16 protein-coding genes are annotated in these 24,947 nt (G+C 69.2%); 7 read left to right on the forward strand and 9 right to left on the reverse strand.

The features are described 5' to 3' along the window. Nucleotides 1-306: 306 nt before the first annotated feature. Nucleotides 307-954, reverse strand: a complete 648-nt coding sequence (locus tag FHL79_RS09560; RefSeq protein ID WP_138758374.1) for a hypothetical protein — start codon at nt 952-954, stop codon at nt 307-309. 1,113 nt (nt 955-2,067) lie between these two features. On the opposite strand from FHL79_RS09560, the gene FHL79_RS09565 reads away from it, so the two are divergent. Further along, complete coding sequence (locus tag FHL79_RS09565) at nt 2,068-2,826, forward strand: toll/interleukin-1 receptor domain-containing protein (RefSeq protein ID WP_171058094.1); 759 nt, start codon at nt 2,068-2,070, stop codon at nt 2,824-2,826. A gap of 1,180 nt (nt 2,827-4,006) precedes the next feature. Here the strand turns inward: FHL79_RS09565 and FHL79_RS09575 are convergent. After that, nucleotides 4,007-4,447 (reverse strand): hypothetical protein, encoded by a 441-nt coding sequence (locus FHL79_RS09575; RefSeq protein WP_218938403.1) that lies wholly within the window; start codon nt 4,445-4,447, stop codon nt 4,007-4,009. Nucleotides 4,448-5,242: 795 nt separating this feature from the next. Here FHL79_RS09575 and FHL79_RS09580 point away from each other — a divergent pair. Continuing rightward, nucleotides 5,243-5,845, forward strand: coding sequence for an acetate uptake transporter (locus FHL79_RS09580; RefSeq protein WP_138758398.1), 603 nt, complete (start codon nt 5,243-5,245; stop codon nt 5,843-5,845). A 196-nt stretch (nt 5,846-6,041) separates the two neighbouring features. Here FHL79_RS09580 and FHL79_RS09585 read toward each other — a convergent pair whose 3' ends face one another. Together FHL79_RS09585 and FHL79_RS09595 are read right to left on the reverse strand one after the other, a co-directional pair. Further along, on the reverse strand, nt 6,042-6,242 hold the full coding sequence (locus FHL79_RS09585) for a hypothetical protein (protein WP_138758376.1): 201 nt from the start codon (nt 6,240-6,242) through the stop codon (nt 6,042-6,044). 434 nt (nt 6,243-6,676) lie between these two features. Continuing rightward, on the reverse strand, nt 6,677-8,809 hold the full coding sequence (locus FHL79_RS09595) for a SpoIIE family protein phosphatase (RefSeq protein WP_138758377.1): 2,133 nt from the start codon (nt 8,807-8,809) through the stop codon (nt 6,677-6,679). 909 nt (nt 8,810-9,718) lie between these two features. Between FHL79_RS09595 and FHL79_RS09600 the strand changes: the two genes are divergently transcribed. Next, complete coding sequence (locus tag FHL79_RS09600; protein WP_138758378.1) at nt 9,719-11,575, forward strand: glycoside hydrolase family 2 protein; 1,857 nt, start codon at nt 9,719-9,721, stop codon at nt 11,573-11,575. After that, entirely contained in the window at nt 11,562-12,242 is a 681-nt protein-coding gene (locus tag FHL79_RS25065; protein ID WP_171058095.1) for a hypothetical protein, read from the forward strand. Before FHL79_RS09600 ends, FHL79_RS25065 begins: the two co-directional genes overlap by 14 nt. On the opposite strand, the gene FHL79_RS09610 is transcribed toward FHL79_RS25065, so the two are convergent. Continuing rightward, nucleotides 12,214-13,380 carry an ABC transporter ATP-binding protein gene (locus FHL79_RS09610; RefSeq protein ID WP_171058096.1) on the reverse strand — a complete coding sequence of 389 codons (1,167 nt, stop codon included), beginning with the start codon at nt 13,378-13,380 and terminating at the stop codon, nt 12,214-12,216. The two genes, FHL79_RS25065 and FHL79_RS09610, sit on opposite strands and share 29 nt — an antisense overlap. Before the next feature lie 663 nt (nt 13,381-14,043). Between FHL79_RS09610 and FHL79_RS09615 the strand changes: the two genes are divergently transcribed. From FHL79_RS09615 to FHL79_RS09625, 3 genes are all read left to right on the forward strand, one after another. Beyond that, entirely contained in the window at nt 14,044-15,372 is a 1,329-nt protein-coding gene (locus FHL79_RS09615; RefSeq protein WP_218938404.1) for a substrate-binding domain-containing protein, read from the forward strand. A 40-nt stretch (nt 15,373-15,412) separates the two neighbouring features. Next, nucleotides 15,413-16,336, forward strand: coding sequence for a carbohydrate ABC transporter permease (locus FHL79_RS09620; RefSeq protein ID WP_218938405.1), 924 nt, complete (start codon nt 15,413-15,415; stop codon nt 16,334-16,336). A gap of 119 nt (nt 16,337-16,455) precedes the next feature. Then, nucleotides 16,456-17,235 (forward strand): carbohydrate ABC transporter permease, encoded by a 780-nt coding sequence (locus FHL79_RS09625; protein WP_218938406.1) that lies wholly within the window; start codon nt 16,456-16,458, stop codon nt 17,233-17,235. A gap of 394 nt (nt 17,236-17,629) precedes the next feature. On the opposite strand, the gene FHL79_RS09630 is transcribed toward FHL79_RS09625, so the two are convergent. The 4 genes from FHL79_RS09630 to FHL79_RS09645 form a co-directional block, all read right to left on the reverse strand. Then, entirely contained in the window at nt 17,630-18,754 is a 1,125-nt protein-coding gene (locus FHL79_RS09630) for an ABC transporter ATP-binding protein (RefSeq protein WP_138758383.1), read from the reverse strand. Nucleotides 18,755-19,521: 767 nt separating this feature from the next. Further along, nucleotides 19,522-20,595, reverse strand: coding sequence for a family 43 glycosylhydrolase (locus tag FHL79_RS09635; RefSeq protein WP_138758384.1), 1,074 nt, complete (start codon nt 20,593-20,595; stop codon nt 19,522-19,524). A 1,016-nt stretch (nt 20,596-21,611) separates the two neighbouring features. Next, the gene (locus FHL79_RS09640) at nt 21,612-24,008 is read right to left on the reverse strand and encodes a 3-keto-alpha-glucoside-1,2-lyase-like domain-containing protein (RefSeq protein WP_138758385.1); all 2,397 of its coding nucleotides are present in this window, start codon (nt 24,006-24,008) and stop codon (nt 21,612-21,614) included. A 181-nt stretch (nt 24,009-24,189) separates the two neighbouring features. After that, nucleotides 24,190-24,885 (reverse strand): SDR family NAD(P)-dependent oxidoreductase, encoded by a 696-nt coding sequence (locus tag FHL79_RS09645; protein WP_138758386.1) that lies wholly within the window; start codon nt 24,883-24,885, stop codon nt 24,190-24,192. Nucleotides 24,886-24,947: the final 62 nt, after the last annotated feature.

Raw genomic sequence — 24,947 nt, forward strand, 5'->3', positions numbered from 1 at the left:
GGCGCACCCGTGATCGAGATCGATCCATGCCATGCTCCGCGCGGGCGTGCGGCTGGCGGTCGGGACGAGTGGTTGCAGTCGTGGTTGCAATTGGCTGAGATTGACGGTCGTTCGGGCTCGTTCGCCGTCATGCGTAGGAGCGTAAAGCCGCAAGTGAGTGGCGCGCTGCGGACGATGGCGCATCCCCACGAACGTGATCATGACGGCCTGGCAGTGTGGGGGGTCAGGGGTTCGAGTCCCCTCAGCCCCCACCAAACTGAGCAGGGCTTTACTCCCTCGGAGGGGCGCCCTTCCTCGTTCTCGGCATCACCCGACCCCGGGGAGATGTCGTCCCTCGGTTCCAAGGAGCAGGGCCGTCGCGAGGGCCTTGGCTAACAACAAGTAGCTCCTGGCGCTCGCTGGGCTCAGCTCCCGCTGACGCACATCGTCGACGATGGCCCAGTAGTAGAGGGGGTAGGCGACGTCGACCCAGCCTCGCTCGACATACCCCTCGTTGGACAGCACCGTGACCATGTCGATGACTTTGGACGGCGGCTCGTCTGAGAGAAGGCGTTGGTAGGTCGCGACGGCAATCTGACGCAGCGGCGGCCACGCCGCGTCGACTGCTCGGCCCGGATCGGAGTCGGCGACGGGGACCAGCGAGTCAAATGCGGCGTCGACTCGTCGGCGGGTGTCCTCTGGGATCAGCGGGGGCAGGTCTGGCCGTTCGCGGGTCATCTGACCAAGGTTGGTATAGAGGTCCGCCTCGTAGCTGACGAGAATGTCGCCGCGCTCCTTGCGAACGTGAATCGTTCGACCGTCGCGCCATGCCTCCACTGGTTGCATCGGCCAGCGCGGTCCAGCAGCTACTCGAGCAGCGACGCGTTCGCTGAGCATGTCGTCCACCTCGGCCGATGTGGCCTCCTCGGTCAGACCCGTTCGCCGGACATAGATGCGGCCGTCCTGCAGGATCAACCTCGCGCCCGAAAAGGTTCCGCGTGCAACGTAAGGACGATGACCGGTCGCAGTAGGGCAGCACAGTTATGACGGCGACCGGTTTCCCCTGCAGGGTGACGTAGTCGAGGTTGTAGCTCGGGCCGACGGATCCAAGAAGGCGCGCGAGTCCCATACTGACCACCGCCGGGTCCACGACCGAAGTCCCAACGACGCGGCCGGCCTCGAGCCCAACGAAGAAGAACGCGTGCCCATCGTGGACCGGCTGCGCCAAGGTCGCTGGCCGGTTCGCCGCTCCCAGCACGAACTTGGCAGTGCGCGCCTGCCATTCGCGGTCACCAAGGTCAGCCACAGACTTCCACTCGAGCCAGTGCGTCTCCTGAAGGGTCGGCTGCTGAAACACCTGCTGCACAAGGTCCGCAGGAGTGATCACGCCTTCCACGCTAGGGCGTGAGCGCCCGCTTGGCCGGGCGGCACCACAGAGTCGCGCGGGCTACGGTGCGCTGGCGCCCTAACCGTCCAAACCGCAGCGGTCGCCCGTCAACGGGCAGAACACCTATCGCAGCTCCGGTTCGCGCCGCGCTTCCTCAGCGGCTTATGTAGCTGCGATGGGAAGCGGGTGCCGACAGCCGGAATAATGACCCTTTGAGACATCGTCACGCTCAGCGACAGGCGTCAGGCCGGGGAGAGGGTCGGGCCGTGCTGGTCGGGACGGCGATTCTTGACCACCATTCCGACCACCAATGCAGCGTGTTCGGGGTCGCTCGCCACAGTTCCCTATGATTCCGTATTTCGGTTAACCTGCGTAAACGGACTTCAGTGAACCGTCGTGAACCCGCGTTGGACGACTGGGGCCAAGGGGTAGCAGCGGTGTCCACCCAGGTGGTGTACGACGGGCGCCCCGCTCGGGGGGCCGCCGTCGAGGAAGCCGGTACCGGCCTGACGCAGCGTGTCGTCGGCGACGTCTTGGCCGAAGGGTGTCCGGTCATCACCGCCGTCCTCGCAAGGCGCTTGGATCCGACGTGGGACGAGTCAAGCCGCACCACCTGGCCGCTGGACTCATACAGGCGTTCGCGTGGCGTCGGTCTACGGTGTCTCGAGCCGAGCGATCGGGCCGTACGTACGCTTACGGACGTGAAGGTCTTCTTGAGCTGGTCGGGGGATGTGAGCAAGCAAGTCGCTGGACTCCTGCGCGAGTGGCTTCCGCTTGTGATCAACGAGATCGAACCTTTCATGTCCTCTGAGGACATCGACAAGGGCAGCCGTGGACTGAGCAGAATCGCCTCGGAGCTACAAAACAGTGATCACGGCATCGTCGTAGTAACAGAGGAGAACTGCGAGAAGCCCTGGATTAACTTTGAGGCGGGAGCGCTCTCAAAGGTTGTCGAGGAGAGCCGAGTTACCCCTCTCCTCTTCGGAGTCGAGTACACGCAGATTACCGGCCCGCTGACACAGTTCCAGCATGTTTTACCTCAGAAAGAGGACATACGGAGGCTCTTGGACAGCATCAACCGAGACTGCGACAGGCCACTCTCGGAGAGCATGCTCGGCAAGGCGTTTGATCAGTGGTGGCCTCAGTTTGCAAGAGACCTACTCACTGTGCGGCCGCCGGTTAGCCACAGGAACATGAGAAGTCCAGACCAACTCACGAGCGAAACGCTTCAGATAGTACGAAGCATCCAACGCGAGTTGAAAGAATCTCGGCGGTCTACTGGATCGTCGTATGGGGGCCCTCTGCCAACGTTCCGCGTAGAATACGCCTTTACGAACACCGACGAGGCACTGCAGCAAGGTTTCATCGACTCCATGAACCGCGTAGCCAGCAAATATGGGCTTGTGCCAGTTCGACCTCGAGATGCGGACTACCCAACATTCGTCTTCTTCAATATCTAGAAAGAACTACGCAAGGTCATGGACCAGGGAATCAGTGAGCACTATTGGGATATAGGCCTCGAGAAGGAGGTTGTAAAGATTGAGCCCTGACTGGGACACCTGATGCGGAATGGGCGGGGATGTGCTCGGATGAACGCGTCATGATGCGGCCATGTCACTGCGGTCGGGCCCGTGATCTCTGGGATGCGGCTGACGGACAGCCCGGCGAGGTCGGCGATGCGCTTTACTTCGATTCCGGCGGCGCAGGGCGGAAATGTGTGTGGGCTGACTCGCTTATCGGCTGATCTCGCACGGGCCGGCAGCACCTGGGGACGGGACCGGCCGAGACGCCGACCACCTGCTCGCGGTCGCGAGAAGCCCGATCAGGCGGCCGCCAGGTGGTGCCACGGTGGTGGCCATAGCGTGTCGTGCAGGGTGGTTCGCCGACGTCCTTAGATGGCTGGTCGCCCTTTTGACCTGCGGAGATGCACTGCAGCGAACTTCCCTGTACCCCCACCAGCCGCCCTGGCAGTGTGGGGGTCAGGGGTTCGAGTCCCCTCAGCTCCACCCGTTCGATCAGGCCGTTCTCCATCCGGAGGGCGGCCTGACTCGTCTCTGGTTGCAGTTGTGTTTGCAGTTGGAGGGACCACATCAGGCAGCAGCAGCGCGCTCATCCGATCGGCGGCCTCCCTGGCGAGGGCCGGCATCACGTGGCTGCAGATGTCCATCGTCGTGCGCATCTGGCTGTGGCCCAGCAGCTCCATGACGACCCGTGGGTGCACGTTCTCGCTGGGCAGCAGCGTGGCGGCAGTGTGCCGGCCATCGTGCAGCGCACGTGCCGAACGCCGGCGGACTCGAGTAGCCGGGTCCAGTCGCCGCAGTCGCTCTTCTTGTCGATCGGCCGCCCGTCAGCAGCCCTCTGACAGCTGCACGCCGGTTGGGTCATCGAAGCGGGTCCGCTGATCGGACGTGGTCTGCAGCCGTCGCGAGAGCGGACAGCTGGACAAAATCGGTCTACCCGGGGCTGCGTTCAGGCACGAGGACGGCGCTGGCCAACGCGTCGACCATCTGTTCGGGGCCAAGCCGAGACCGGGCAGGCGGCTGCCGCGTGATGCCACATCGGTGGCCAAAGGAGCGCCGCGGGTCGGCTGGGTAGGCGACTTCGGTCTGCGGCGCTGGTCCGCGCGGCGGGCCGCATTCGTCAGACGCCTGCGGGCTCTGCCCGTGCGTCGGGTGAGTCGTCGAGCAGGTCGGTGCGGCCGTGACGGTCTCCGGGACCGAGGAACACGTCGGGTTCCGGGTCGGGTAGCGCCGCGGCAGCCGTGAGTGGTGCGGGCCGCGGGCGGCGTGGCACCCAGGCACCGGAACCGCCGCCACGGCCCCGGTAGACGACCAGCCCGCGGAGCCGATCAGGTACGGCGTCCAAGGCGGCCTGCACCGCTGGCAGGACCCGGTAGGCGTCGAGCTGCTCGTCGCTGTCGAACAGCAGTTCCAGGACGACACCCCAGCGGGTCTCGTGCCACAGCCACTCTGATGCGCCGTGGGTGAGGGCCGCCTCGAGCAGGGCGTCCTCGTGCGCTCGCCGCCACCGCGTCGCGGGGAACTCTCCGTCGAACACCTCGACGGTCAGCCATTCGGCCATGGAGGAACGGTAGGCCGGTGCCCCGTATGCGTCCATGACCATGCGCCGCCCGCGGTGACCGGCCGGTCGGGTCGATGCCCAGCGTCGGCGAGCTGGCAAGCCGTCTCGGAGCCACCAACCTCGACCGCCTACAGAGGCCGGCTGGCGTCGAGGGGGGTGGGAAGGTCCGCTTTCCTCATCAGCAACATGGCCCCCGAGCCGCATTCATACGCTGCAGCAAACGCGGGCAAACGGATCAAGATCAATTTGCGGGAACACTCTTGCTGTACAGACGGTCGTCGGGAGGCGGGTGGTCGGCGCCCGTGGTCGGACCTCGGGAGGTCATCGACCTCCCGGGCTCTCGTGTGTCCGAGCCGTCCCACGACCGCTCCGGGCGGCGTCCGTGCCGTCTGACCGGCGGCCGGCCCTCGAAGCGTTGCATGGTCTGCTCAGTGACGGCGCGCCTGCGCGACGAGCGAGCCGGGATCCAGGTCGACACGAGCCGGCGTCGGGCCTCCGCCGACGTCTACGACACGCCGGAGCCCTCTTGACGGTCGGATGAGACCCTCGTCACTGTCGGGGCGGAGGGCGTCTTTCGATCGACCGGCCCAGACCTAATGTGTTCGTCGACTCAGGACCGAGGTCGCGCACCGCTGGGCCGGGATCCGCTGTCGACGTCCAGCTGTTCTCTCTCCCTGCGTCGATCAGGAGGGTCCGGCAGTGGCAGTCAAGCCAGCGCAGCCAGGAACGCAGACCACCGACGTCGGCACCGATCTCATGGCCGACCGGAGCGACCCGACCGCCGGTCGGATGGCCATGGCGAGGGAACTCGCCTCCGAGAACGTCCGGATGATCGCCGACCCGGCGCCGCTCGGCCTGGCCGCTTTCGCCCTCACCACGTTCCTGCTCAGCCTGTTCAACGCGGGTCTGTTGCCAGTGGCGGGTGAGCCGATCGTCTTCGGTGTCGCACTGGCCTACGGAGGCGTGGCCCAAGTGCTCGCCGGCATGTGGGAGTTCCGGAGAGGCAACGTCTTCGGCGCGACTGCCTTCACCTCCTACGGCGCCTTCTGGATCTCGTTCTGGGCCTTCGTCACCTTCTACGCAGCGGACATCCCGGACGCCACTGACCGGGAGACCGCGGTCGGCTGGTACCTCATCGGCTGGGGCCTCTTCACGCTCGTCTTGTGGGTCGCGTCCTTGCAGACCACGGCGGCGCTGGCCCTGCTGTTCACGCTGCTCGCCGTGACGTTCTTCCTCCTCGGCTTCGGGGATGTGGCGCACAACGACGGCCTGACGACGATCGGCGGCTATCTGGGCCTCCTCACCGCCGCCGTCGCCTGGTACGCATGCCTCGCCGGGGTGAGTGCGTCGACCTTCGGCCGCGCGGTGCTGCCGAACCCGCCGCTGTACAAGCTGTGACTCGAGCGGCGGTCGCCTGACCGACGGCTCCACGGTCGGACGGTGGGAGGTCGAGGCGGTGGTGGCCGTGCCGCCGGGAAAGGCGGCCCGGTCGGCGCCCTCCAGCGCGGCGAGCCGCACGCGCGGCACCCCGTACAACGGGTCGAACCGACGTCGATGACCCGGACCGTGGTCACGGCGGTTGGCGCGGGATTGCCTACGACGACCGCCAACCCGGCATGAGGCAGATGGCGTCGCGCCGGCGGAGCACCAGGCGGGGAGGAAGCGCCGCGGCGGTCGCCTCGGCCACCACACCGTGCACCCGGGCGTGGTCAGCCGCCGGATCCAGGTCGTCGCCGACCCGGCCCGGGTGCGAGTGCTCGCCGCCGTGGCGGAGCTGATCGCTGCTCCGGGGCACCGGCGTCAGGTGGACGCATGGGCGGCGGACTTGACCGCGGCCATCCATGGCGCCAGCGGAACTCGACTTCACCGCGGAGGATCCGGCCGGTGTGGGCGCGGCCAGGACTGGTGCACCTGGTTACAGTTCTGCTCGGCACCCCACCGGCCGGCCTGCGGCTGTGGACCGCACCGGGCCGACTGGTGGCCACCATCCACGACTCTGGCTCCGGGCTGGACGACCCCTTCCCGGATACGGCCCGGCGCACGGCGAAGACCTGTCTCACGGCGGCAGGGGGCTGTGGCTGGCCCGCCAGCTGTGCGACCACGTCGCCATCCGGCGCGACGCCCGCGGCGTCAGCGTGCGACTGACCACCGCCTGGCCCTGACCACCGCCTGGCCCTGATCACCGCCTGGCTCGGATCCCCGCCCGCCTACCTGGCAAAGCGGTGAGCGTCAGTCCGCCGGCACGTTCGGCGGCACCCGGTTCGGTCCGGCCTGTGGCGGCCGGGGCCGGTCCTGTGGGTGCAACTGCACAGCGATGAGAGCGACGTCGTCGCCGGGGTTGGACGGCAGCATCCGCACCAGCACCTCGTCACACAGCTCATCGAGATCGCGGCCGGCCAGCTCGGTCAGGAGGGCCTGCAGCCGGTGCAGGCCGTGGTCGATGTCCTCATGCCGGCTCTCCACCAGCCCGTCGGTGTAGAGCAGCACCACGCTGCCCCACGGCAGCACCACCTCCGCCTCCCGGCGAGGCGCGTCCGGGAGCACCCCGAGGAGCAGGTCCGGCCGGCCGCCGGCGAGGACCTGCACTCGCCCGTCGGGGCTGATCACCATCGGCGGTGGATGCCCGGCGTTGGACCAGCGCAGCGTGGCCCGCCCGGCCGCCCGCTGCTCCTCTGTCTGGTCCAGGCGGGCCACGACCGCGGTGCTGAGGATCTCCGACTGCAGCGTCTGCATCACCTGCTCGACCTCGCGCAGGACCGCCGCAGGTCCCTCGTGATCACGGGCGGCCAGCGTCCGCACGATCGTGCGCGCCTGCCCCATCCGGGCCGCGGCCGTCGCGTCGTGGCCGACGACGTCACCGATGACCAGCACCGTGGAGCCCGAGGGCTGCAAGAACGCGTCGTACCAGTCCCCGCCGACCTCGGCTGCCTCCCCGGCCGGCACATAGCGGACGACGATCTGCACGTGGTCAGGCTCAGGCGGCGGGGTCAGCAGCGACCGCTGAAACCCCTCGGCCAGACCACGTTGCTGCCGGTACAGCCGCGCGTTGTCCAGCACCACGCCGGCGCGGGCGGCGACGTGGCGGGCGGTGACCAGGTCGGCCGGGGTGAGCGCGCCGCGGTCGGCGCCGGTGACGAGGGTCAGCAACCCGACGACCCCGTCGCGCCCGGGCAGCGGGAGGACGGCGATCGACTGCGGCGCCAGCTGCTGCACCAGGTCGCGCACCGGACCGGGCTGCATCATCGCCATGCCGCGAGCGGTGGCGTCCTCGGTCAGCAGCTGCGGCTGTCCGGTGCGCATCGCCTGCACGAAGAGCGCGTCGTCGCGCAGCGCCCCCAGCCGGGTCTGCGCGTAAGCGGCCACAACATCCCGGAGCCGGGGGTCGTGATGCCAGGAGGTGACCTTGCGCAGCGCCCGGCGGTCCCCGCTGGCCTCCTCGTCGTGGACCAAGGTGACGATGCACCAGTCGGCGATACCGGGAACGACCAGCCGGGTCAGCCGGCGCGCGGCCTCGTCGGCGTCCAGCGTCGCCGACAGCTCTTCGGTGATCCGCGACAGCAGCCGCTCGCGTTCGGCGGCGCGCTCGGCCAGCTCCCGCTCACGGCGGCGGGCGGTGATGTCGAGGAAGTACAGCGCCACCCCGCCATCGGTGGGCACCGCGCGCACCTCGACCCAGATGTTGAGCGGTTCGGGGTAGTAGGCCTCGAGCACCACCGGTCGACCGGTAGCGGCGGCACGTCGGTAGTCGGCCTCGAACTCGGTGCCCACCGTCGCCGGGAACGCCTCCCACAGGGTGCGTCTGAGAAGCTGCGCACGCGGCATCCCGGTGATCCGCTCGGCCTCGGCGTTCAAGTGGGTCATCTCCCAGTCGGAGTCCATCGCGATGAACCCGACCGCCATCGACTCGACCAGCTGCGCCAGGCGGTCCTGCGCCTCCCGACGAGCGGAGATGTCCCACGCCGCGCCCAGCAGCCGGGTCGCCCGACCGGTGTCGTCGCCCAGCGCCCGGCCGCGTGCGGCAACCCACCGCTGAGGCCCACCGGGCAGCAGCACGCGGTACTCCGCCGAGTACTCACCCACTGTCTGGATGGCGTGGTTGAGCCGCTCCTCGACCTGCGTGACGTCGTCGGGGTGCAGGCGTGCTGTGAACGCCTCGATCGTCTGGTCGAACGCGCCGTCTCCGTAGCCGAACAGCGTGTCCAGACGGGCGTCCCAGGTCAGCGTCCCAGTGATCAGGTCCCAGTCGAACGTGCCGATACCGGCCGCGTCGATGGCCAGGGTCAGCAGCTCCCACGCGGTGGCCCTGGAGTCGCTCAGGCGATCTGGCAGGTCACCCGGCGGCCCGATCGCGTCGTCGCTCATGTCTCCTGTTTCCCCGGCGGAGCGTTCCGGCGGAGCCGGCCGTGTCCATTGTGGACGACCCGGCGCGCGACCCCGCTGCCGCCGGTGACCTCACCGTGTCCGGCGGCTCGTGTCCGCGGCAGGTGTTGCGGTTGGCCGGCAAGTCCTTGGCTGAACCTCGGCACCCCGATCAACGCATGGCGCTCCCGCAGCGCATGAGCCCGGCGTCGGGTGCCCGGCCGCCCGCCGCCACGTGGTGCCATCGTGGTGGCCTGAGTGATTCGTTCAGGGTGGTTCGCGGGTGTCCTCTCGTACGACCGAGCGGCGCGCTGACCTCGAACAACGCACTGCAGTGAACTGCTCCGAACCCCTCCGAGCCGCCCTGGCAGTGTGGGGTCAGGGGTTCGAGTCCCCTCAGCTCCACCCCGTTGATCAGGCCGTTCTCCATTCGGAGAGCGGCCTGACTCGTTCGTGGTCGCAGTTGAACCGGTTGCACCGGGCATCGGCAAGACGCTCATCTGGTCGGCGGCCTCCCTGGCGAGGGCCGGCATGACGTGGCTGTAGATGTCCATCGACGTGCGCATCTGGCTGTGGCCGAGCCCGAAGGCCGGCGGAGATGTTGGTGCGGTCGGCAGCGAAGGAAAGGCTCGCTCGTCCGCGCCTTGGCCTCCGAGGCGGATGACGGTGGGAGCGGTGGCAGGCATCGTCCGTTCACCACGACGGACCAGGCTGAGGTCGTCGCCGCGCCAACCGTCTCCGCGGATCGGGCGTCGCGATGAGCGCAGCGCGACGCGCTGCTGAGTCGTGCTCGGCACCCAGACACGGCTGTCCGGTCCGGTCTGCACAGCACGTCGGTGAACCGCCCTGACCAACCCCGCGATCTCCGGCGGACACGCTCCAAGCGGGCCTCGGGCGGGTAGGGGCGGTCGCATGCACACGAGCACCGTCGACCACCCGCGCCCCCAGCTGACCCGCCCGGGCTGGGAGGACCTCTCCGGGACGTGGGGATTCGCCTTCGACGACGGCTCGGTCGGCATCACCGACCACTGGCCCCGCCGCGCCGAGGTCTTCGACCGGGTGATCGAGGTGCCGTTCCCCTTCGAGTCGCCGGCCAGCGGCATCGGGGACACCGGCTTCCACCCCGTCGTCTGGTACCGCCGCGAGGTGCAGCTGACGGCCCGGCCCGGGCACCGGGTGCTGCTGCACCTCGGCGCCGTCGACTACCGCGCCCACGTCTGGGTCAACGGCCGGGCGGTGGCCTACCACAAGGGCGGCTCGACCCCGTTCACCGCCGACATCACCCCGGCCCTGGAGGAGTCGGGCACGCAGGTCGTCGTCGTCCGGGCCGAGGACTCCCCGACGGACCTGCGCCAGCCCCGGGGCAAGCAGGACTGGCAGCGGGAACCGCACGCCATCTGGTACGACCGCACCTCGGGGATCTGGCAGCCGGTGTGGCTGGAACAGGTGCCCGAGGTGCGGGTCCGGGCGCTGACCTGGACGCCGGACGTCGACAGCCGCAGCCTCGACCTCAGCGTCCTGGTCCGCTCGGACGGCGCCCCGGGGTTGCGGCTGCGGGTGGTGCTGCGCCAGCACGACCGGGTGCTGGCCGACGACACCTATGCGGTGCACGGCGGTGAGGTCCGCCGCCGGATCACCCTGGCCGGCGACATGAGCCTGGGCCACTCGGAGATGCTGTGGGCGCCGGAGTCGCCGAACCTCATCGACGCCACCCTGACGCTGCTGGACGGCGACGGGGTCGTGTACGACGAGGTGGGGAGTTACACGGCACTGCGGAGCATCTCCGCGTCGCAGGGCCGCGTGCTGCTCAACGGCCGGCCCTACTACCTGCGGCTGGTGCTGGCGCAGAACTTCTGGCCGGAGTCGCACCTGGCCGCGCCCGACGCCGACGCCCTGCGCCGGGAGGTCCAGCTGGTCAAGGACCTGGGCTTCAACGGCGTCCGGTTGCACCAGAAGGTCGAGGACCCCCGCTTCCTGGCCTGGTGCGACCGGCTCGGACTACTGGTCTGGGCCGAGATGCCGGCCGCCTACAACTTCTCGCCCGCGACCGTCGAGCGGCTGACCCGGGAGTGGCTGGAGGTGGTCGACCGGGACCGCAGCCACCCGTGCGTGATCGCCTGGGTGCCGATCAACGAGAGCTGGGGGGTGCCGGCCCTGGAGCGGGAGCCCCAGCAGGAGCACCTGGTCCGCGCCCTGTACCACCTCACCAAGGCCTACGACCCGACCCGGCTGGTGATCGGCAACGACGGCTGGGAGCAGCCGGTCACCGACGTGCTCACCGTGCACGACTACACCGCCTCCGGCGCGGTGCTCACCGAGCGGTACGGCGACCACGCAGCGCTGACGCACACGCTGAGCCACATCCAGCCGGGTTACCGGGTGGTCGTGCTGCCGGGCGCGACCGTCACCGACGCCCCGGTGATGATCACCGAGTTCGGCGGCATCTCGCTCGACGTCGGCGGCGCGGAGGCCGACGCCGGGTGGAACGGGTACGGCGCCGTGCACGACCCGGCCCGGCTGCTCGCCGGGTACCGCGAGCTGGTCGGTGCGCTGCTGGACAGCCCAGCGGTGGTCGGCTTCTGCTGGACCCAGCTCACCGACACCCAGCAGGAGCGCAACGGCCTGGTGACGGCGTCCCGACGCCCCAAGGTCCCGGTCGAGGAGATCCGCGCCATCACCACCCGGGCCTCGGCAGCGGTGCCCGGCGACGCCGTGGGGGAGTTCGCCTACGGCGACTACGCCCCCGGGGCGCCCGGTGGGCTCAGGTGACCGCGCCGCCGGCGTGCAGGGCGCCGGCCGTCAGGACGCCGGCGTGCTCGTCCGTGAGGCAGCCGCGGGACTGAGCGAGGACGACGATGACGGGTTCCCGGAGGTCCCCGCCATCGGCGACAGGCTGGTGCGGCTGTGCCGCCGCGGCTCGGTGAAGATGCTCTCCTGTCTGCTGCCCTCCCTGGGCGAGGCCCGGGAGCAGGGCCGCCCGCGAGCCATGCTGGTGCTGGTGCTGGTGCTGGTGCTGGTGCTGGTGCTGGTGCTGGTGCTGGTGCTGGTGCTGGTGCTGGCGGTGGCAGCGTGGTTGCTCCACCTGTGGGGTGCCGACCTCACCGGGCGGCCGGTCCAGGCGGTGGACCCGCGCGCGGGCGAGCTCCGCGAGCTCGCCACCCTCGGCGGGAACGACCCGCGCCCCTGCTGGGACCATGCAGTGCCTTCGGATCGCTGGGGGACGACGCGCAGCTCGCCGCGGAGATCGGCGGCGCACTCGGGGGCCTGTCCAGGTACGGGGAGCGAGGCCGCCCTCCGGGCCCGTGGCTTCAGCGCTGGCCCTCCGCCGGCTCTCCGCAACGCTGATGTGGGTGGCTCGACTCCGGATCGCCCCATGGGAGCGGCGTCCTTGCTCCGTCTGGAGAGGTTCAGGGGTGCCAGAGCGCGCGGCCGGTGACGGCGTCGAAGACGTGGGCGCTCGACGCCTTGACCGCGACCGTCACCGCGGCACCGGGACGGATCACCGATCGCGGCGGGAAGAACGAGCGCAGCGTCGCGCCACGTGACTTGTCGCGGGACACCTCGCTGCCCCGGGCTGTGACCGGCGGGGTGCCGACTGCGACCGTGACCACGTTTCGTCGACCGGTGTACTCGACCTCCCGCACCACCGCAGCCAGGGCCACCGAGTCCGGGTCGTCGCCGGCCGTGGGGTCGTGCACGTCCTCAGCTCTGAGCCCGAGTACCACCTCACGGCCCACGTGGTCACGAAGCGGCGGTGGGACCGCCCCCCACAGCGGCAGTGTCCTGTTGCCCACGGTGAACGCGGCCTGCCCGCCGGCGGACACCAGCCGGGCGGGGAGCAGTCCGATCGGCGGGGTGCCGACGAACCCGGCCGCGAACAGGTCCGCCGGCCGCTCGTACAGGTCGCGAGGTGTGCCCACCTGCACCACGGCGCCCTCGTGCAGCAGGGCGACCCGGTCGGCGACCGCGAGTCCTTCGGCTTGATCGTGGGTGACGAAGAACGTCGTGGCGCCCACGGAACGGACGATGTGGACGATCTCCTGACGCACTCTGGTGCGCTCTGCGGCATCCAGGCCCGCGAGCGGCTCGTCGAGCAGGAAGACGTCCGGGCGCTGCACGAGAGCGTGCCCGATGCCGACCAGGCCGCGCTCGCCGGTGGACAAGTCGTCCGGACGGCGGGGCAGCAACCGGCTCAACCGCAGTCGCCGGGCGAGGTCCATGACCCGCGGCTTCACCTCGGTCTCCGGTAGCCGCTGCGCGCGGAGTCCCCACCCGATGTTGCCGGACACGTCGAGGAAGGAGAGGAGCGCCGAGGTCTCGAAGACCATCGCCACGCGTCGCTCCCCGGGCGGCAGCCTGGTGACGTCACGGCCGTTGATGACCACGGTGCCGGACGCGACCTTGTCGAGCCCGGCGAGCGCCCGCAGGAGGGTGGACTTGCCGCTTCCTGAGGAGCCGAGCACGACGAGCAGTTCCCCGTCGGCCGCCCGGAGCGTCACGTCCCGCAGCACCTGTGTGCCGGCACGGGTGACGGTCACGTTCACGAGCCCTGTGCCGCTCATCGGGTCGCCCATCGCCGCCTCCACCGCCCAGCCCCCTGCCCGACCGATGATCCACGACGCTGGGCGCTGCGGTGGGCGGAATCTGCTGAGGTCGGGCGAGCCCGAGGCCGTCCGGCTGCCCCCGAACGCCACTCGTCCCGCCTCGACAACCTCGTGCATGCTCAGCCGCGGGCCGTCGTCACGAGAACCTGTTCCTCCGACCCTGATCCTGGCTGGTCGCCGGCGCGTCGATGGCATCGGCGGTGGAGGGCGTTCGGTCGCCGACGTGCTCGGCGACCAGCTGTCCGTCGAACCAGACCTGGGCGCTGTGGTCGACGGCACCGAAGTGCACGAGGACCCTGCGTGCGTTGTTGCCATCGCCAGCGAGGACGTCGTGCGGGATGACCCGGCGGTACCAGACGCCAGGGTGGAACCCACGAGCCCCCACCCCTGAGGTGGGCGACTCCGGGGGGTACGGAACCTGGATGCTCTGCTCGCCTTCACGAGCGGGCTCCGTTGCGTGAACGAGCAGTCGCCGTCACCTGGCCAGCATCAGCGCACACGGAGAGAGACCACAGAGGCCCGGTGTCTGGGTCACGCGTCTCACCCGACGACCGGTGCCAGGTTGCCGTCGATGAACAGCCGTGTAACAGTCGCCAGGATCGGCTCATCGGGCTACGACTGGGCGTACCTCTCATGACTCAGATCTCGCGCCGCCAGTTCCTCGCCGCCGGTGGCAGTGTCTCTCTCGCCGTCGCGCTGTCGGGGTGCGGGTCACCGATCGCCACCAGCTTCACCGGGGCGCAACCGAAGACGGCCGACGTCATCTTCTGGCACCTCTTCGGTGGTGGTGACGGCGAGAACATGGGGACGATGGTCCGGGACTACCAGAAGTCATCCGGCCAGTCGGTCGAGTCCACGCTGCTCTCTTGGGGCAATCCGTTCTACACGAAGCTGGCGCTGTCGACGTCGAGCGGTCGCCCCCCCGACGTGACCGTCGCGCACTTGTCCCGGGTGCCCCTCCTGGCGCAGGCAGACCTGCTCACGCCCGTCGCGGACCAGTTCCGCGCGGTGGGGGTCACCCAGGACAAGTTCACCCCGGCCGCCTGGGACAAGGCCACGGTGGACGGCACCACGTACGCGGTGCCGATCGACACCCATCCGTTCGTGCTCTTCTACAACACCGCGTTGGCGGCGAAGGCCGGGCTGCTCGACGCGACGGGCGAGAACCTCAAGCCCATGAAGAACAGCGACGACTTCGTGGCCGCCCTCCAGGCGATGAAGGACGCGAACGGATCGGACTTCGCGGCGGTCGCGACGATCACGGCGGACCCATCGACCTGCTGGCGCTTCTTCCTGATGATCTACTCCGGCCTGGCCGGACCGATCGTCTCCGAACTCGGCACCAAGGTCACCATCGACCGCAGTGCCATGGAGGAGACGTTCGCCTTCATGCAGAACCTCACCCAGGGGCAGAAGTTGATGCCGGCCAACGCCACGGCCACGACGACTACCACTCTCTTCAGCCAGGGCAGGGTCGGCTTCCTGTTCGACGGCGTGTGGCAGATCCCGACGTACCGCGAGATCAAGGGCCTCGAGCTCAACGTCGTGCCCTTCCCGGCGCTCCTCGGCCCCGAGCCGGTCGCCTACGCCGATTCGCACGCTCTGGTCATCCCGACGAGCCCGGGGCGCTCGGCGACGCGAAGCGCCGATTCTGTGGATTTCGTCAAGGGTCTGCTGGACCAGAGTCTGATCTGGGCGGACGGCGGCCACATCCCCGCCTGGCTACCGGTGCAGGAGAGCCAGGAGTTCCTCGAGCTCAAGCCGCAGAGCAACTACACCGAAGCGGCTTTCAACGCGGTCTACGACCCGCCGGGTTGGTACACCGGGGCGGGCTCGGACTTCCAGACCGCCATGGGCTCGGTCATCGCCAGCGTCCTCACCGGGGGCACCGACCCCAAGGCGGGCGTCGACGCGATGACCACCAGCTTGAAGACCTTCTCGACCGCCCGGCCCCCCGTGTAGTACGGAGACCGACATGACCGCCACTACCCTTCCCGCGCCCGTGACCGGGACGGACATCAAGGAACGGTCGATCACCGCGAGCGGGCCCCCGCGCGGTGAGAACAGGGCAGGGTGGCTGTTCGCCACGCCCTTCCTGGCCTTCTACATCGCCTTCCTCATCGGTCCCGTGCTCGTCGGGCTGGTGATCAGCTTGTTCAACACGACCACGGTGCGAGCCGGCGTGGGCGACTGGGTGGGGTTCTCCAACTACGCCGACGTCTTGTCCAACGGGGACTTCTGGGCCTCGATGTGGCACTCGGTGCTCTTCACGCTGCTGACCACCCCGTTCCTGGTGCTGCTGCCGATGCTGTTCGCCGTTCTCGCCTCCCGCATCGCCCGCAACCAGTGGTTCTTCCGGCTCGCCTTCTTCGCTCCGTACGTCGTGCCCTCCGCCGCGGTGTGCCTCATCTTCGCCTTCATGTACACGCCCGAGACCGGATTGATCACCAACGCCTTCAGCTGGGTCGGGCTGACCGCCCCGGACTTCTTCGGCTCCACCTCCGGAGCCTGGTTCGCCGTGGTGCTGCTCACGGTGTGGTGGACGTTCGGCTTCAACTTCATCCTCTACACCGCGGCCATCCAGGAGATCTCGGAGGAGGTCTACGAGGCAGCGACGATCGACGGCGCAGGGCCGTGGCAGCAGATCCGGCACATCACCATCCCGCTGTTGCGCCCGACCCTGGGCCTCGTGCTGGTCCTGCAGGTCCTCTCGTCCCTGAAGGTGTTCGACCAGATCTACATCCTGTTGGCCGGCGGCCCGGCGTACTCGACGCGTCCGGTCATCCAGTACATCTTCGACACCGGGTTCGGTGCCTACCGAGGCGGCTACGCGGCCGCCGCGACGATGGTCTACTTCGTGATCTTGGTCCTCATCTCCGCCGCGTGGTTCCTGATCCGGCGGCGCAGCAACTCCGCGAACGCCTGAGGGGAGCCCGAGCAATGGCGACCAGCGTGGCCGCGCCTGCGGCTGACACCAAGCCCGCACGCCGCCGAGGCGGCACCGAAGAGACAGGGAAGGCGTTCAACCGGCTTGCCGCCACGTGCGTGACGCTCTTCGCGCTCATCTGGTTGATCCCCTTCGTGTGGGCGGTGATCACGTCACTGCGGCCCAACGAGGAGATCGCGGCGAACCCCACGACGCCTTGGTCCAGCAACTGGAACTTCGACGCGTACGCCTCTGCGTGGAACTCCAGCCCGCTCGGCTGGTGGTACGTCAACAGCTTCGTCATCTCCACCTTGACGGTCATCTTCACCGTGGTGGTCTGCTCGATGGCCGCGTTCGCCCTCGTCCACCTCGACTTCCGCGGGAGGTACGCCGTGTTCGGGCTGATCCTGGCCGGTCTCATGGTGCCCGTCGAAGCGCTCGTCCTGCCGCAGTTCCTGGAGTTCCGGGCACTCAACCTGCTGGGCACGTACTGGGCGGTCATCCTGCCGTCGATCGCTCTCCCCGTCGCTGTCTTCGTCTTCCACTCGTTCATCAAGGCCATCCCGGTCTCCCTGGTCGAGGCCGCCCGGCTCGACGGTGCCAGCTGGTGGCGGGTCTACTCCCAGGTCGCCATGCCGCTGTCCCGGCCGGCGATCTCCGCGGTCGCGATCCTCACGTTCATCACCAGCTGGAATGCCTTCCTGTGGCCGCTGCTGGTCCTCACTCAGACCAAGTCACAGACCATTCCTGTGGGGCTCAGCAGCCTGGTCGGCGGTTCCGCGATCCAATATGCCGAGACCATGGCCTCCGCCGTCCTCGGCATCCTGCCCCTGCTCGCCGTCTTCCTGGTCCTGCAGCGCCAGATCGCCCAAGGGGTCGCCAACACCGGCATCAAGTAGCAGCCTGGGACGTCCTTCTCGGGACGGCCCCGCGGGAGGCCATCGCGGAGCCGGGGCTCTTCTCATACCGCTTCGTGCTGCGCCGCCGGGTGATCGTGGAGGAGCCGTCACCGAGATCGACAGGGCCCGCGGCACCGGCTGTCGGAGCCCCCACGCGGATCGGGGCCCGACGAGGTCACCGTCGTGGAGCTACGGTCACCTCGCGGCTGAGTTCTGCCCCTGCCACTCCGTCCAAGCTGGGAAGCATGATCGCCGCACGGCTTGAGGCGTCGAGGCAGGGTGTTGGTCCAGCCCGACAGATGGGGTCGTGCCGCTCCGCCGGCGTCCAGGGATCGCGCCGAACCCGCGCGGGCCATCACAAGAGCCCTCACTGTGAGGCTGCACAGGCACGGCGTCAGGCTCGGGCGACGCTGGCAACATCGCCGGAGACCCGGCGACCGGACTCGGAGGAGAAGACGTAGGCCTCGTCCGGATTGATCTGGATGTGGACGGTCTCGCCCTTCATGGGCGGGCGGCGGGCGTCGACCCGCAGCGTCAGGAGCTTGTCGCCCTCCTTGGAGCGGGAGGTGCGCATCGTCCCGTAGGCGTAGGCGTCCGAGCCGAGCTCCTCTACGACGACGACCTCGAACGGAAAGCCCTCGCCCTCGCCGACCAGCCGCACCGACTCCGGCCGGAAGCCCAGCGTCGCGGTCGTGCAGTTGTCCGCCGCCAGGGCGGCCATGGTCTGCCGTGGCAGCGGAAAGGTGTAGTTGCCCAGCACGGCGCCGTCCTGGTCGAGGTCGATGTCCACCAGGTTCATCGCCGGCGAGCCGATGAAACCCGCGACGAAGATGTTGTCCGGCTTGTCATAGAGGTTGCGGGGCGTGTCCACCTGCTGCAGGTAGCCGTCCTTGAGCACGGCCACCCGGTCGCCCATGGTCATGGCCTCGACCTGGTCGTGGGTGACGTAGACCGTGGTGACGGCGAGCCGGCGCTGCAGGGACGCGATCTCGGTGCGGGTCTGCACCCGGAGCTTCGCGTCGAGGTTGGACAGCGGCTCGTCCATCAGGAACGCCTGCGGGTTGCGGACGATCGCCCGGCCCATCGCCACGCGCTGCCGCTGACCACCGGACAGGGCCTTGGGCTTGCGGTCCAGGTAGGGCTCCAGGTCGAGGATCTTCGCGGCATCCTCGACCTGTCTGCGGATCTCGTCCCGCTTCATCCCGGCGATCTTCAACGCAAAACCCATGTTGTCCGCGACGGTCATGTGCGGGTAGAGCGCGTAGTTCTGGAACACCATCGCGATGTCCCGTTCCTTGGGTGCGAGGTTCGTGACGTCGCGCTCCCCGATGCGGATGGTGCCCTCGCTGACGCCCTCCAGGCCAGCCAGGGCCCGCAGCGCCGTGGACTTCCCGCTGCCGGACGGGCCGACCAGGACGAGGAACTCGCCGTCGGCGATGTCGAGGCTCAGCGCGTTCACCGAGGGCCGTTCGGCCCCGGCGTACTGCACGGTCGCGTGGTCGTAGGTGATGGCAGCCATGACGTGTCCTCCCTCAGCGGCCGAACGAGGCCGGGTTGGTCCTAGCTGGTGTGGCCGGGGTCTCCCAGGTGGAACGCAGATCGCTTCGGAGCGACCGGAGGGTGCTCATGTCGGAGCGTTGTCGGGAACGACCACGTCGAGGAAGCGCAGCACGACCGAGGCGAGGGCGTCCGCCCCCCGGGGAGGCCCATACGTTGGCGATGAACATCTCGACCTCGGTGTTGCCCCGGTGTCCGGCCTCGTCGACAGCCGTGACGAATGGCGGGAAGTCGATGCTGCCGTCGCCCAGGTAGCCGCGGGCCGCGAGGACGTCGGCTCGGAACGGCAGAATCCGGTCGCCGGACCTGGAAGGACGCGATGCGCGACCCGGCCCGCTCGATCGGGGGCCAGACGTCCGGATCTCACCAGAGCTGGGAGGTGTCGACGACCACCCTGACTTGCTCATGGCGGGAACCCCTCCGCCAGGTCCCATGCCTGGCCCAGGTTCGAGAGCACAGCCCGGTCGGCGCAGTCCACGGGATGTAGCGCCTCCAGGGCGAGCCGGGGTTCTCCGACCAGCAGCGTACGGGGCGAGCTCGGCGAGCGCATCCGGGACCCGATCCAACGCCCCGCGCAGGTCGCGAGAACCCGCGCCGCAGCGTCCAGATCCTGCAGTACTTCCTGGTGTCGAACAATCGGCTTCGATCGATGCAGGACGGTGCTCGCCCCTACGGCACCCATGACGGTGACCTCACGGCGTCGGGGAAGAGGCTCCGTGAACGCTCCTGCTACTGGAGCATGTGTGCGAGCTGATCCCGATTCGGGCAGAATGGACGATCTTCGTCGTCCCAGAGCAGAGGCACGAAGAAGGCCTGCCGCTCACCATCAGGACTGAACCGTCCGTGCGAGACCAGTAGGTTGGGCGTCACCAGTGATGGATGCCCGGCACTCGAGACGCCCGGCAGCATGCCACTTCTCAGCACGGCATGACCTTGCACTGCTAGATCCGTCAAACTGCCATCCGCCTCTTCGCGGATCGCACCAACAGCATATGATTCATCCTTGTAGCTGCCGTAACTGTTCAGGTAATAGGGCCTGCCGGCCGGAGACACCAGTCCACCGATGGGCGCCTCGATGCAGTGCCAGTCGACCGTTTCTCCGCCGGCCCAGTCCCGCTTGCCGATCTGCCAGGGCATCGAGCGGTAGCGCTCATACATCTGCACGTCCAAACTGGGTTTGACCAGGACGCGCGGAGCTGACACGGGCCGAGCGAGGTCAGAGCTCAGCTCCACCTCGACGATCCCCACGCCGACGCGTGTTTCGCTCCAGAATTCCACGACGTATGCGAGGAAGTGTGCTGGGCGACCGGATTGCTGATCGTGTCTTCGGTAGACGTCCGCATCGATGGCGAAGTCCGTCTCCAGCTCCAGGGGCATCTCGCCCTGGTCGATGAATGGCCCTTCAGGTCTGTCGGCAACCGCCCGGCGCAGCCGCTGCCCGATGTCTGCATTCGACTGGTGGGGTGTGCTCCGTGAGTAGAACATGTTGTATCGCCTGGCCGATGCGTCGTACACCACGCAAGGAGCCCAATGCTCGCTCATCGGTGCATCCGCATGCAGTGCCTTTCCGAGGTACTGGAACTGCCGCAGGTCGTGGCTGCCATAGACGGCGATCCGGTCACCCTCGTGGGAAACGTCCGTATGGTAGAGGTAGTAGGAGTAACTGCTGGCAGACGACCGAGGGACGGTCAGCAGATACGGGTCACCCTGGTCGGTGACGTCGGGCGCCGGATGAGGGATGATCGGCCTGTAGAAGTCGTCGATCAGGAGACCCGCGAAGTCATGATCTGCGCCTGCCCGCATGGGCCGATTCTAGCAGATGACAGCTCATCAGTCTGATCGCTCTGCTGCTTTCACAACTATGTTGTCAGGCGTATTCGCGCAATGGTCGGCTGGCGGCACGCATGTGCCCTTGCCTTCGCTGGCAAAGCGGGATCCAGCGAAGTCGGGGGCAGAGCCATCGCATTGGCCACAATTCGGGCTGACGTGGACCTCAATGGACTCTCCCCGCGAAACGAGAACTCCGCGGCTGGCCCTAGAGGATCTACCGTCGTAGGCAACAGGCATCAGCACGGAGGTCGCGTTCGGGTGTGACAGATGGCCCCGTGTCGTCGGGCTGGTCGCCGGGCTCCACGGGCCCGGGTGCTGCGAGGGTCGTCGGGTCGGTGTTGCCGTGTGCAGCCGGGAACGGCCAGGGCATCGAGCCGTCGGAGGCCGTCGAGGGCGAGACCGGTGGACGGGGCGGGTTGGGCGAGGTGCAGCAGAGGTGCGTCGGCCAGTGGCAGCGAAGCGGGCGATGGAGGGCAGTCGTAGGCGCAGCCGCTTGGGTTCCCCACCGCCGGGTTGACCCCGACGGTGGGGCTGATCAGGAGAGCGGCTCCGCAAGTCGCCCGGCGGAGTCCGCAGCAGTGAGCATGAGGACGACCTTGGCGGTCACCACGGCCCCGTCGCCTCGTGCACGCGTCGCACGTGCTGCGTGCCCCTCGCGACCTCGCCCACGACCTCGCCGAAGCTGGCGAGGAGGGCGACCCGAGATGATCCACTGCCGCGCCGAGATCACCTGACTGCGGGCTCATCCGTCCTGATCGCCCGGCCGTGTCGTCCATCGACGACCGCACGCGGGCGCGGACCCCTCCACCCACCTCTGCATCAGGGTTCGAGTCCCCTCAGCTCCACCCTTGCGACCAGGCCCTTCTCCCTCCGGGGGAGCGGCCTTCGTCGTTCCTGGTGGCCACTGGCGTGGACGAGGCGCCAGGCCGGCCCCACCGTGGCCTGGTCGCGGGAGAGGGCGTCGATGTGGGTGTGGTCCGGGTGGCCGGTCAGCCGCGTCTCACGTGCAGGTTGCGGAACTGGATCCTGCTGGGCCGCCCGTGGACCTGGAGCGCGAGGAACCCGTGCTGCCGCCTGGCACTGGTGTAGTCGTTGATCGGCTTCCCGTTGAGGGTGACCTCGATCCGGGGTCCCGAGGTCTCGATGAGGTACGTGTTCCACTGCCCCGGCGGGTTGGTCGGGGATCCGGTCGCGGCCTGCAGTCCGTACACGGCCCCGGTGGCGTGGACGGCCTGGCCAGGTGGGGTGCCCGCTGCGAGATCGTCGATCTGGATCTCGTGCCCCTGCTGGTCTGCCTGCTCCAGCGGGTCCGGCCCTGCCGGTCCGGGTGTGCGGACGTAGACCCCGGAGTTGTGGCCGGAGGCCAGCGCGCGCCACTCGATCCAGAAGGAGGCGTCGGCGAACTCCTCCTTGACGTAGTAGTAGAGGCCGTACCCGTCCTCGGTCTCCAGCAGCGCACCGTGGCGCCACATCGTGGGGGAGCTGCCAGGACGCCCCACCAGCTCCCAGTCGGCGGGGTCCCGGGACAGCGGGACGAAGCCGGGCGGCGGCGTCGTGGTGCGGTCCTCCACGAGGAGCTCAGCCGTGCGCCGGGCGAGTGCCAGGGCGGTCAGGGCAGGGTTGGCCGAGCCGAGCGCGGGGAAGACCGCGGGGCCGACGACGTGGGCGTTCGAGAGACCGTGGAAGCGGCCTCGGGCGTCGGTGACGGACGCGCCCGGCGCGCCCATGGAGAGCGTGCCGGCCTCGTGGTGGGTGGTCCCGAGGCCGTCCTGCCACCAACTGCGCCCGGTGACCGAGGGCTGTGGCCGCGAGGCGGCGAACGGGCCGCTGCGGCTCTGCAGGTACTCCAGGTCCGCCGGCTGGCCGACCGGCGGCGGAGGCCCGGCCAGGGTGGCGGCGAGGTCGAAGGCGGCCTGGTCCATCTCCTGCCACAGCGTCTCGTCCGCCGCTGTCGTCGTGAGGTGGACGTAGGCCCGGCGCTGCCCGTGCTCGTCGACCTCGGGGCTCAGGTCGATCCAGCTCCTCGTCGGGTCGGGAGGGACGCTCTGGTCGCCCTCCATCTCGCCCATGCCCCGGAGCACGATGGTGATCCAGTCCGGGTCCTGGTTCGCCCGGATCTGCGCGAGCGTGTCGATGTCCGGGACCTGCTGCCACATGTTGCGCTCCGGGTCGATGCCCCCCACGGCTGCGGCAGAGAGCTGCAGGTGGAACTGGCGACCACCGGACCCCTGGCCGCGGACGAGGAACGCGGTCGTCTCGACGTCCGGGGGTGGCCCGGGCGGCAGTCCGAGGGCTGCCCGACGGATCCGGACGGTGATGTTGCTCCGCAGGTGCACCGTCAGGTTGCCCAGTCGCGGCGAGCCGGGGTTCGCCGTCCGGTCGCCGACTCCCAAGGAGTCCAGTGCCAGCCGGGTCGCCTCGATGGTGCTGTTGGCGAGGACGACCGCGGATCCGGCCGGTACCGGCAGCAGGACCGGTTCCGGGCGTCCCTCCAGGGCCACGTCCAGACCCGTCACGGTCCCGTCGCTGCGATGGAGGCGGAGCACGCGTGCGCGTGGCACCGCGAACAGCCGCCGGGAGACGTCGCCCTGCCCGGTGTTCTCCGCGACGTCGTTGCGGACCGCGTCGATGAGGAAGGGGACCGACGAGAACTTGTCGTAGGCGAAGAGCCCGGAAGCCGGCGGGGAGCCGACGACGGCCAGCGGTGCCTCCTCCACCGTCCGGAGCTCCGGTACGTCCCGGACGGCCTGCTGGAGAGCGGCTCGGAGGTCGTCGTGGAAGCTCGTGGCCAGCATGTAGTCACAGGTGGGCACGGTGCCGATCTCGATCTCGGTGCGGTCGTACCCACCGGGAGCGCTCAGGTGCTCCCGCACCTCGGCCGGCCAGTGTTGGAGGTCGGTCTCGGTGAGCCGAGGGGACCAGCCTCCCCAGAAGACGGAGCGCCCACCGAGGCAGTAGGCGAGCCCCGGTGAGGGTTCGTTGCTGATCCACGGCAGGCCCCACACCACGTTCTGCAGGCCCGTGCCGTCGTCCCGGGTCCGGTGGTGGCGGGGGCCACCCAACGACCCGCCCAGGCGTTGCGGCAGGTTCTGGACGTGCACCGGGAGCAGCATCGCCCCGGCGTCCAGGACTAGGATGCGCAGGCCGGCGTCCGCGCCCAGCCGGTACAGCTTCTCCGCGCAGTAGGCGCCGAACATCCCCGCGCCGACCACTATGACGTCGAAGGGAAACCCGCCGTCCGCGAGACCCGCGGCCACCTCGTCCCAGTCGTTGCACACGAAGCGCCCCAGCACGTCGTGGCTGAAGGCCGTCTGCTGGACCGCCACCCGATCCGCGGGATCGGCGGCCGGCAGCAGGCGCGGTAGGTCGGGCAGCTTCTCCGGCATCGTCTTCCCCCTCGGCCCCTCGGCCCCGCGGCGAGCCGGGCGTCGTCCAGCGCAGCACGCCGGGGCGGGCGGGGCAATGAGGTTCGTCGCGGCCCGAGGGGTGACAGCTCCCAGCAGCGCTCCCACGGCTACGAGCACGCCTGGTGGGCGGCGCCCGGCTACGGCCGGCTGCCGACCGACCTCACCACCGGACGGCGCCGTGCCGGTCGGTGAAGGTGCCGGTCGGGCCGTCCGCGTCGATCGACGCCATCGCCACGATCGCGTCGGTGCCCTCGGTGACCGTCTGCGGCCCGGAGTGGCCGTTGAAGTCGGTGGCCGTGTAGCCCGGGTCCACCGTGTTGACCCGGAGCTCGGGGAGGAACTGGGCGTACACCGAGGTGAGCATGTTGACCGCCGCCTTGCTCGCCGAGTACGCCAGCGTCGGCAGCGAGTGCTCGATCCGCGTCTCGTCGGACCGCACGGCGAACGAGCCGAGCCCGCTGGTCACGTTGACGACGACCGGTGCCGCCGACTCCCGCAGCAGCGGCAGGAAGGCGTGCGTCATCCGGACGATGCCGACCGTGTTGGTGTCCAGCACCTCCGCCATCCGCGGGCCGTCGACGTCCTCGACCCCGCCGAGGTGGCCGGAGATGCCCGCGTTGTTGACCAGCACGTCCAGCCCGCCGAAGCGCTCGCGCACCTCCTTCGCGGCCGTGGCCACCGACTCGTCGGAGGTCACGTCGAGCTGCACCCACTCCACGCCCAGCTCCTCGGCCGCGCGCCGGCCGCGCTCGGGGTCGCGGGCGCCGATGACCACCCGGTGCCCGGCCTCCGTCAGCCGCCGGGCCGTCTCGAAGCCGAGGCTCTTGTTGCCGCCGGAGATCAGTGTCGTCGTCATGCACCGGACGGTTCCACCGTCCGGGCGGGACCCGGTGGTCCCGTTCGACCGCATGACCGGCA

The organism is Modestobacter altitudinis, assembly GCF_005930475.1.
GTDB lineage: Bacteria > Actinomycetota > Actinomycetes > Mycobacteriales > Geodermatophilaceae > Modestobacter > Modestobacter altitudinis.

Excerpts from the sequence above, each read along its gene's own strand:
- FHL79_RS09640 (WP_138758385.1), bottom strand. The coding sequence starts at position 24,008 with ATGCCGGAGAAGCTGCCCGACCTACCGCGCCTGCTGCCGGCCGCCGAT.
- FHL79_RS09615 (WP_218938404.1), top strand. The coding sequence starts at position 14,044 with ATGACTCAGATCTCGCGCCGCCAGTTCCTCGCCGCCGGTGGCAGTGTC.
- FHL79_RS09575 (WP_218938403.1), bottom strand. The coding sequence starts at position 4,447 with ATGGCCGAATGGCTGACCGTCGAGGTGTTCGACGGAGAGTTCCCCGCG.
- FHL79_RS09645 (WP_138758386.1), bottom strand. The coding sequence starts at position 24,885 with ATGACGACGACACTGATCTCCGGCGGCAACAAGAGCCTCGGCTTCGAG.
- FHL79_RS09635 (WP_138758384.1), bottom strand. The coding sequence starts at position 20,595 with ATGCGGGCAGGCGCAGATCATGACTTCGCGGGTCTCCTGATCGACGAC.
- FHL79_RS09600 (WP_138758378.1), top strand. The coding sequence starts at position 9,719 with ATGCACACGAGCACCGTCGACCACCCGCGCCCCCAGCTGACCCGCCCG.
- FHL79_RS09595 (WP_138758377.1), bottom strand. The coding sequence starts at position 8,809 with ATGAGCGACGACGCGATCGGGCCGCCGGGTGACCTGCCAGATCGCCTG.
- FHL79_RS09630 (WP_138758383.1), bottom strand. The coding sequence starts at position 18,754 with ATGGCTGCCATCACCTACGACCACGCGACCGTGCAGTACGCCGGGGCC.
- FHL79_RS09580 (WP_138758398.1), top strand. The coding sequence starts at position 5,243 with ATGGCGAGGGAACTCGCCTCCGAGAACGTCCGGATGATCGCCGACCCG.
- FHL79_RS09610 (WP_171058096.1), bottom strand. The coding sequence starts at position 13,380 with ATGGGCGACCCGATGAGCGGCACAGGGCTCGTGAACGTGACCGTCACC.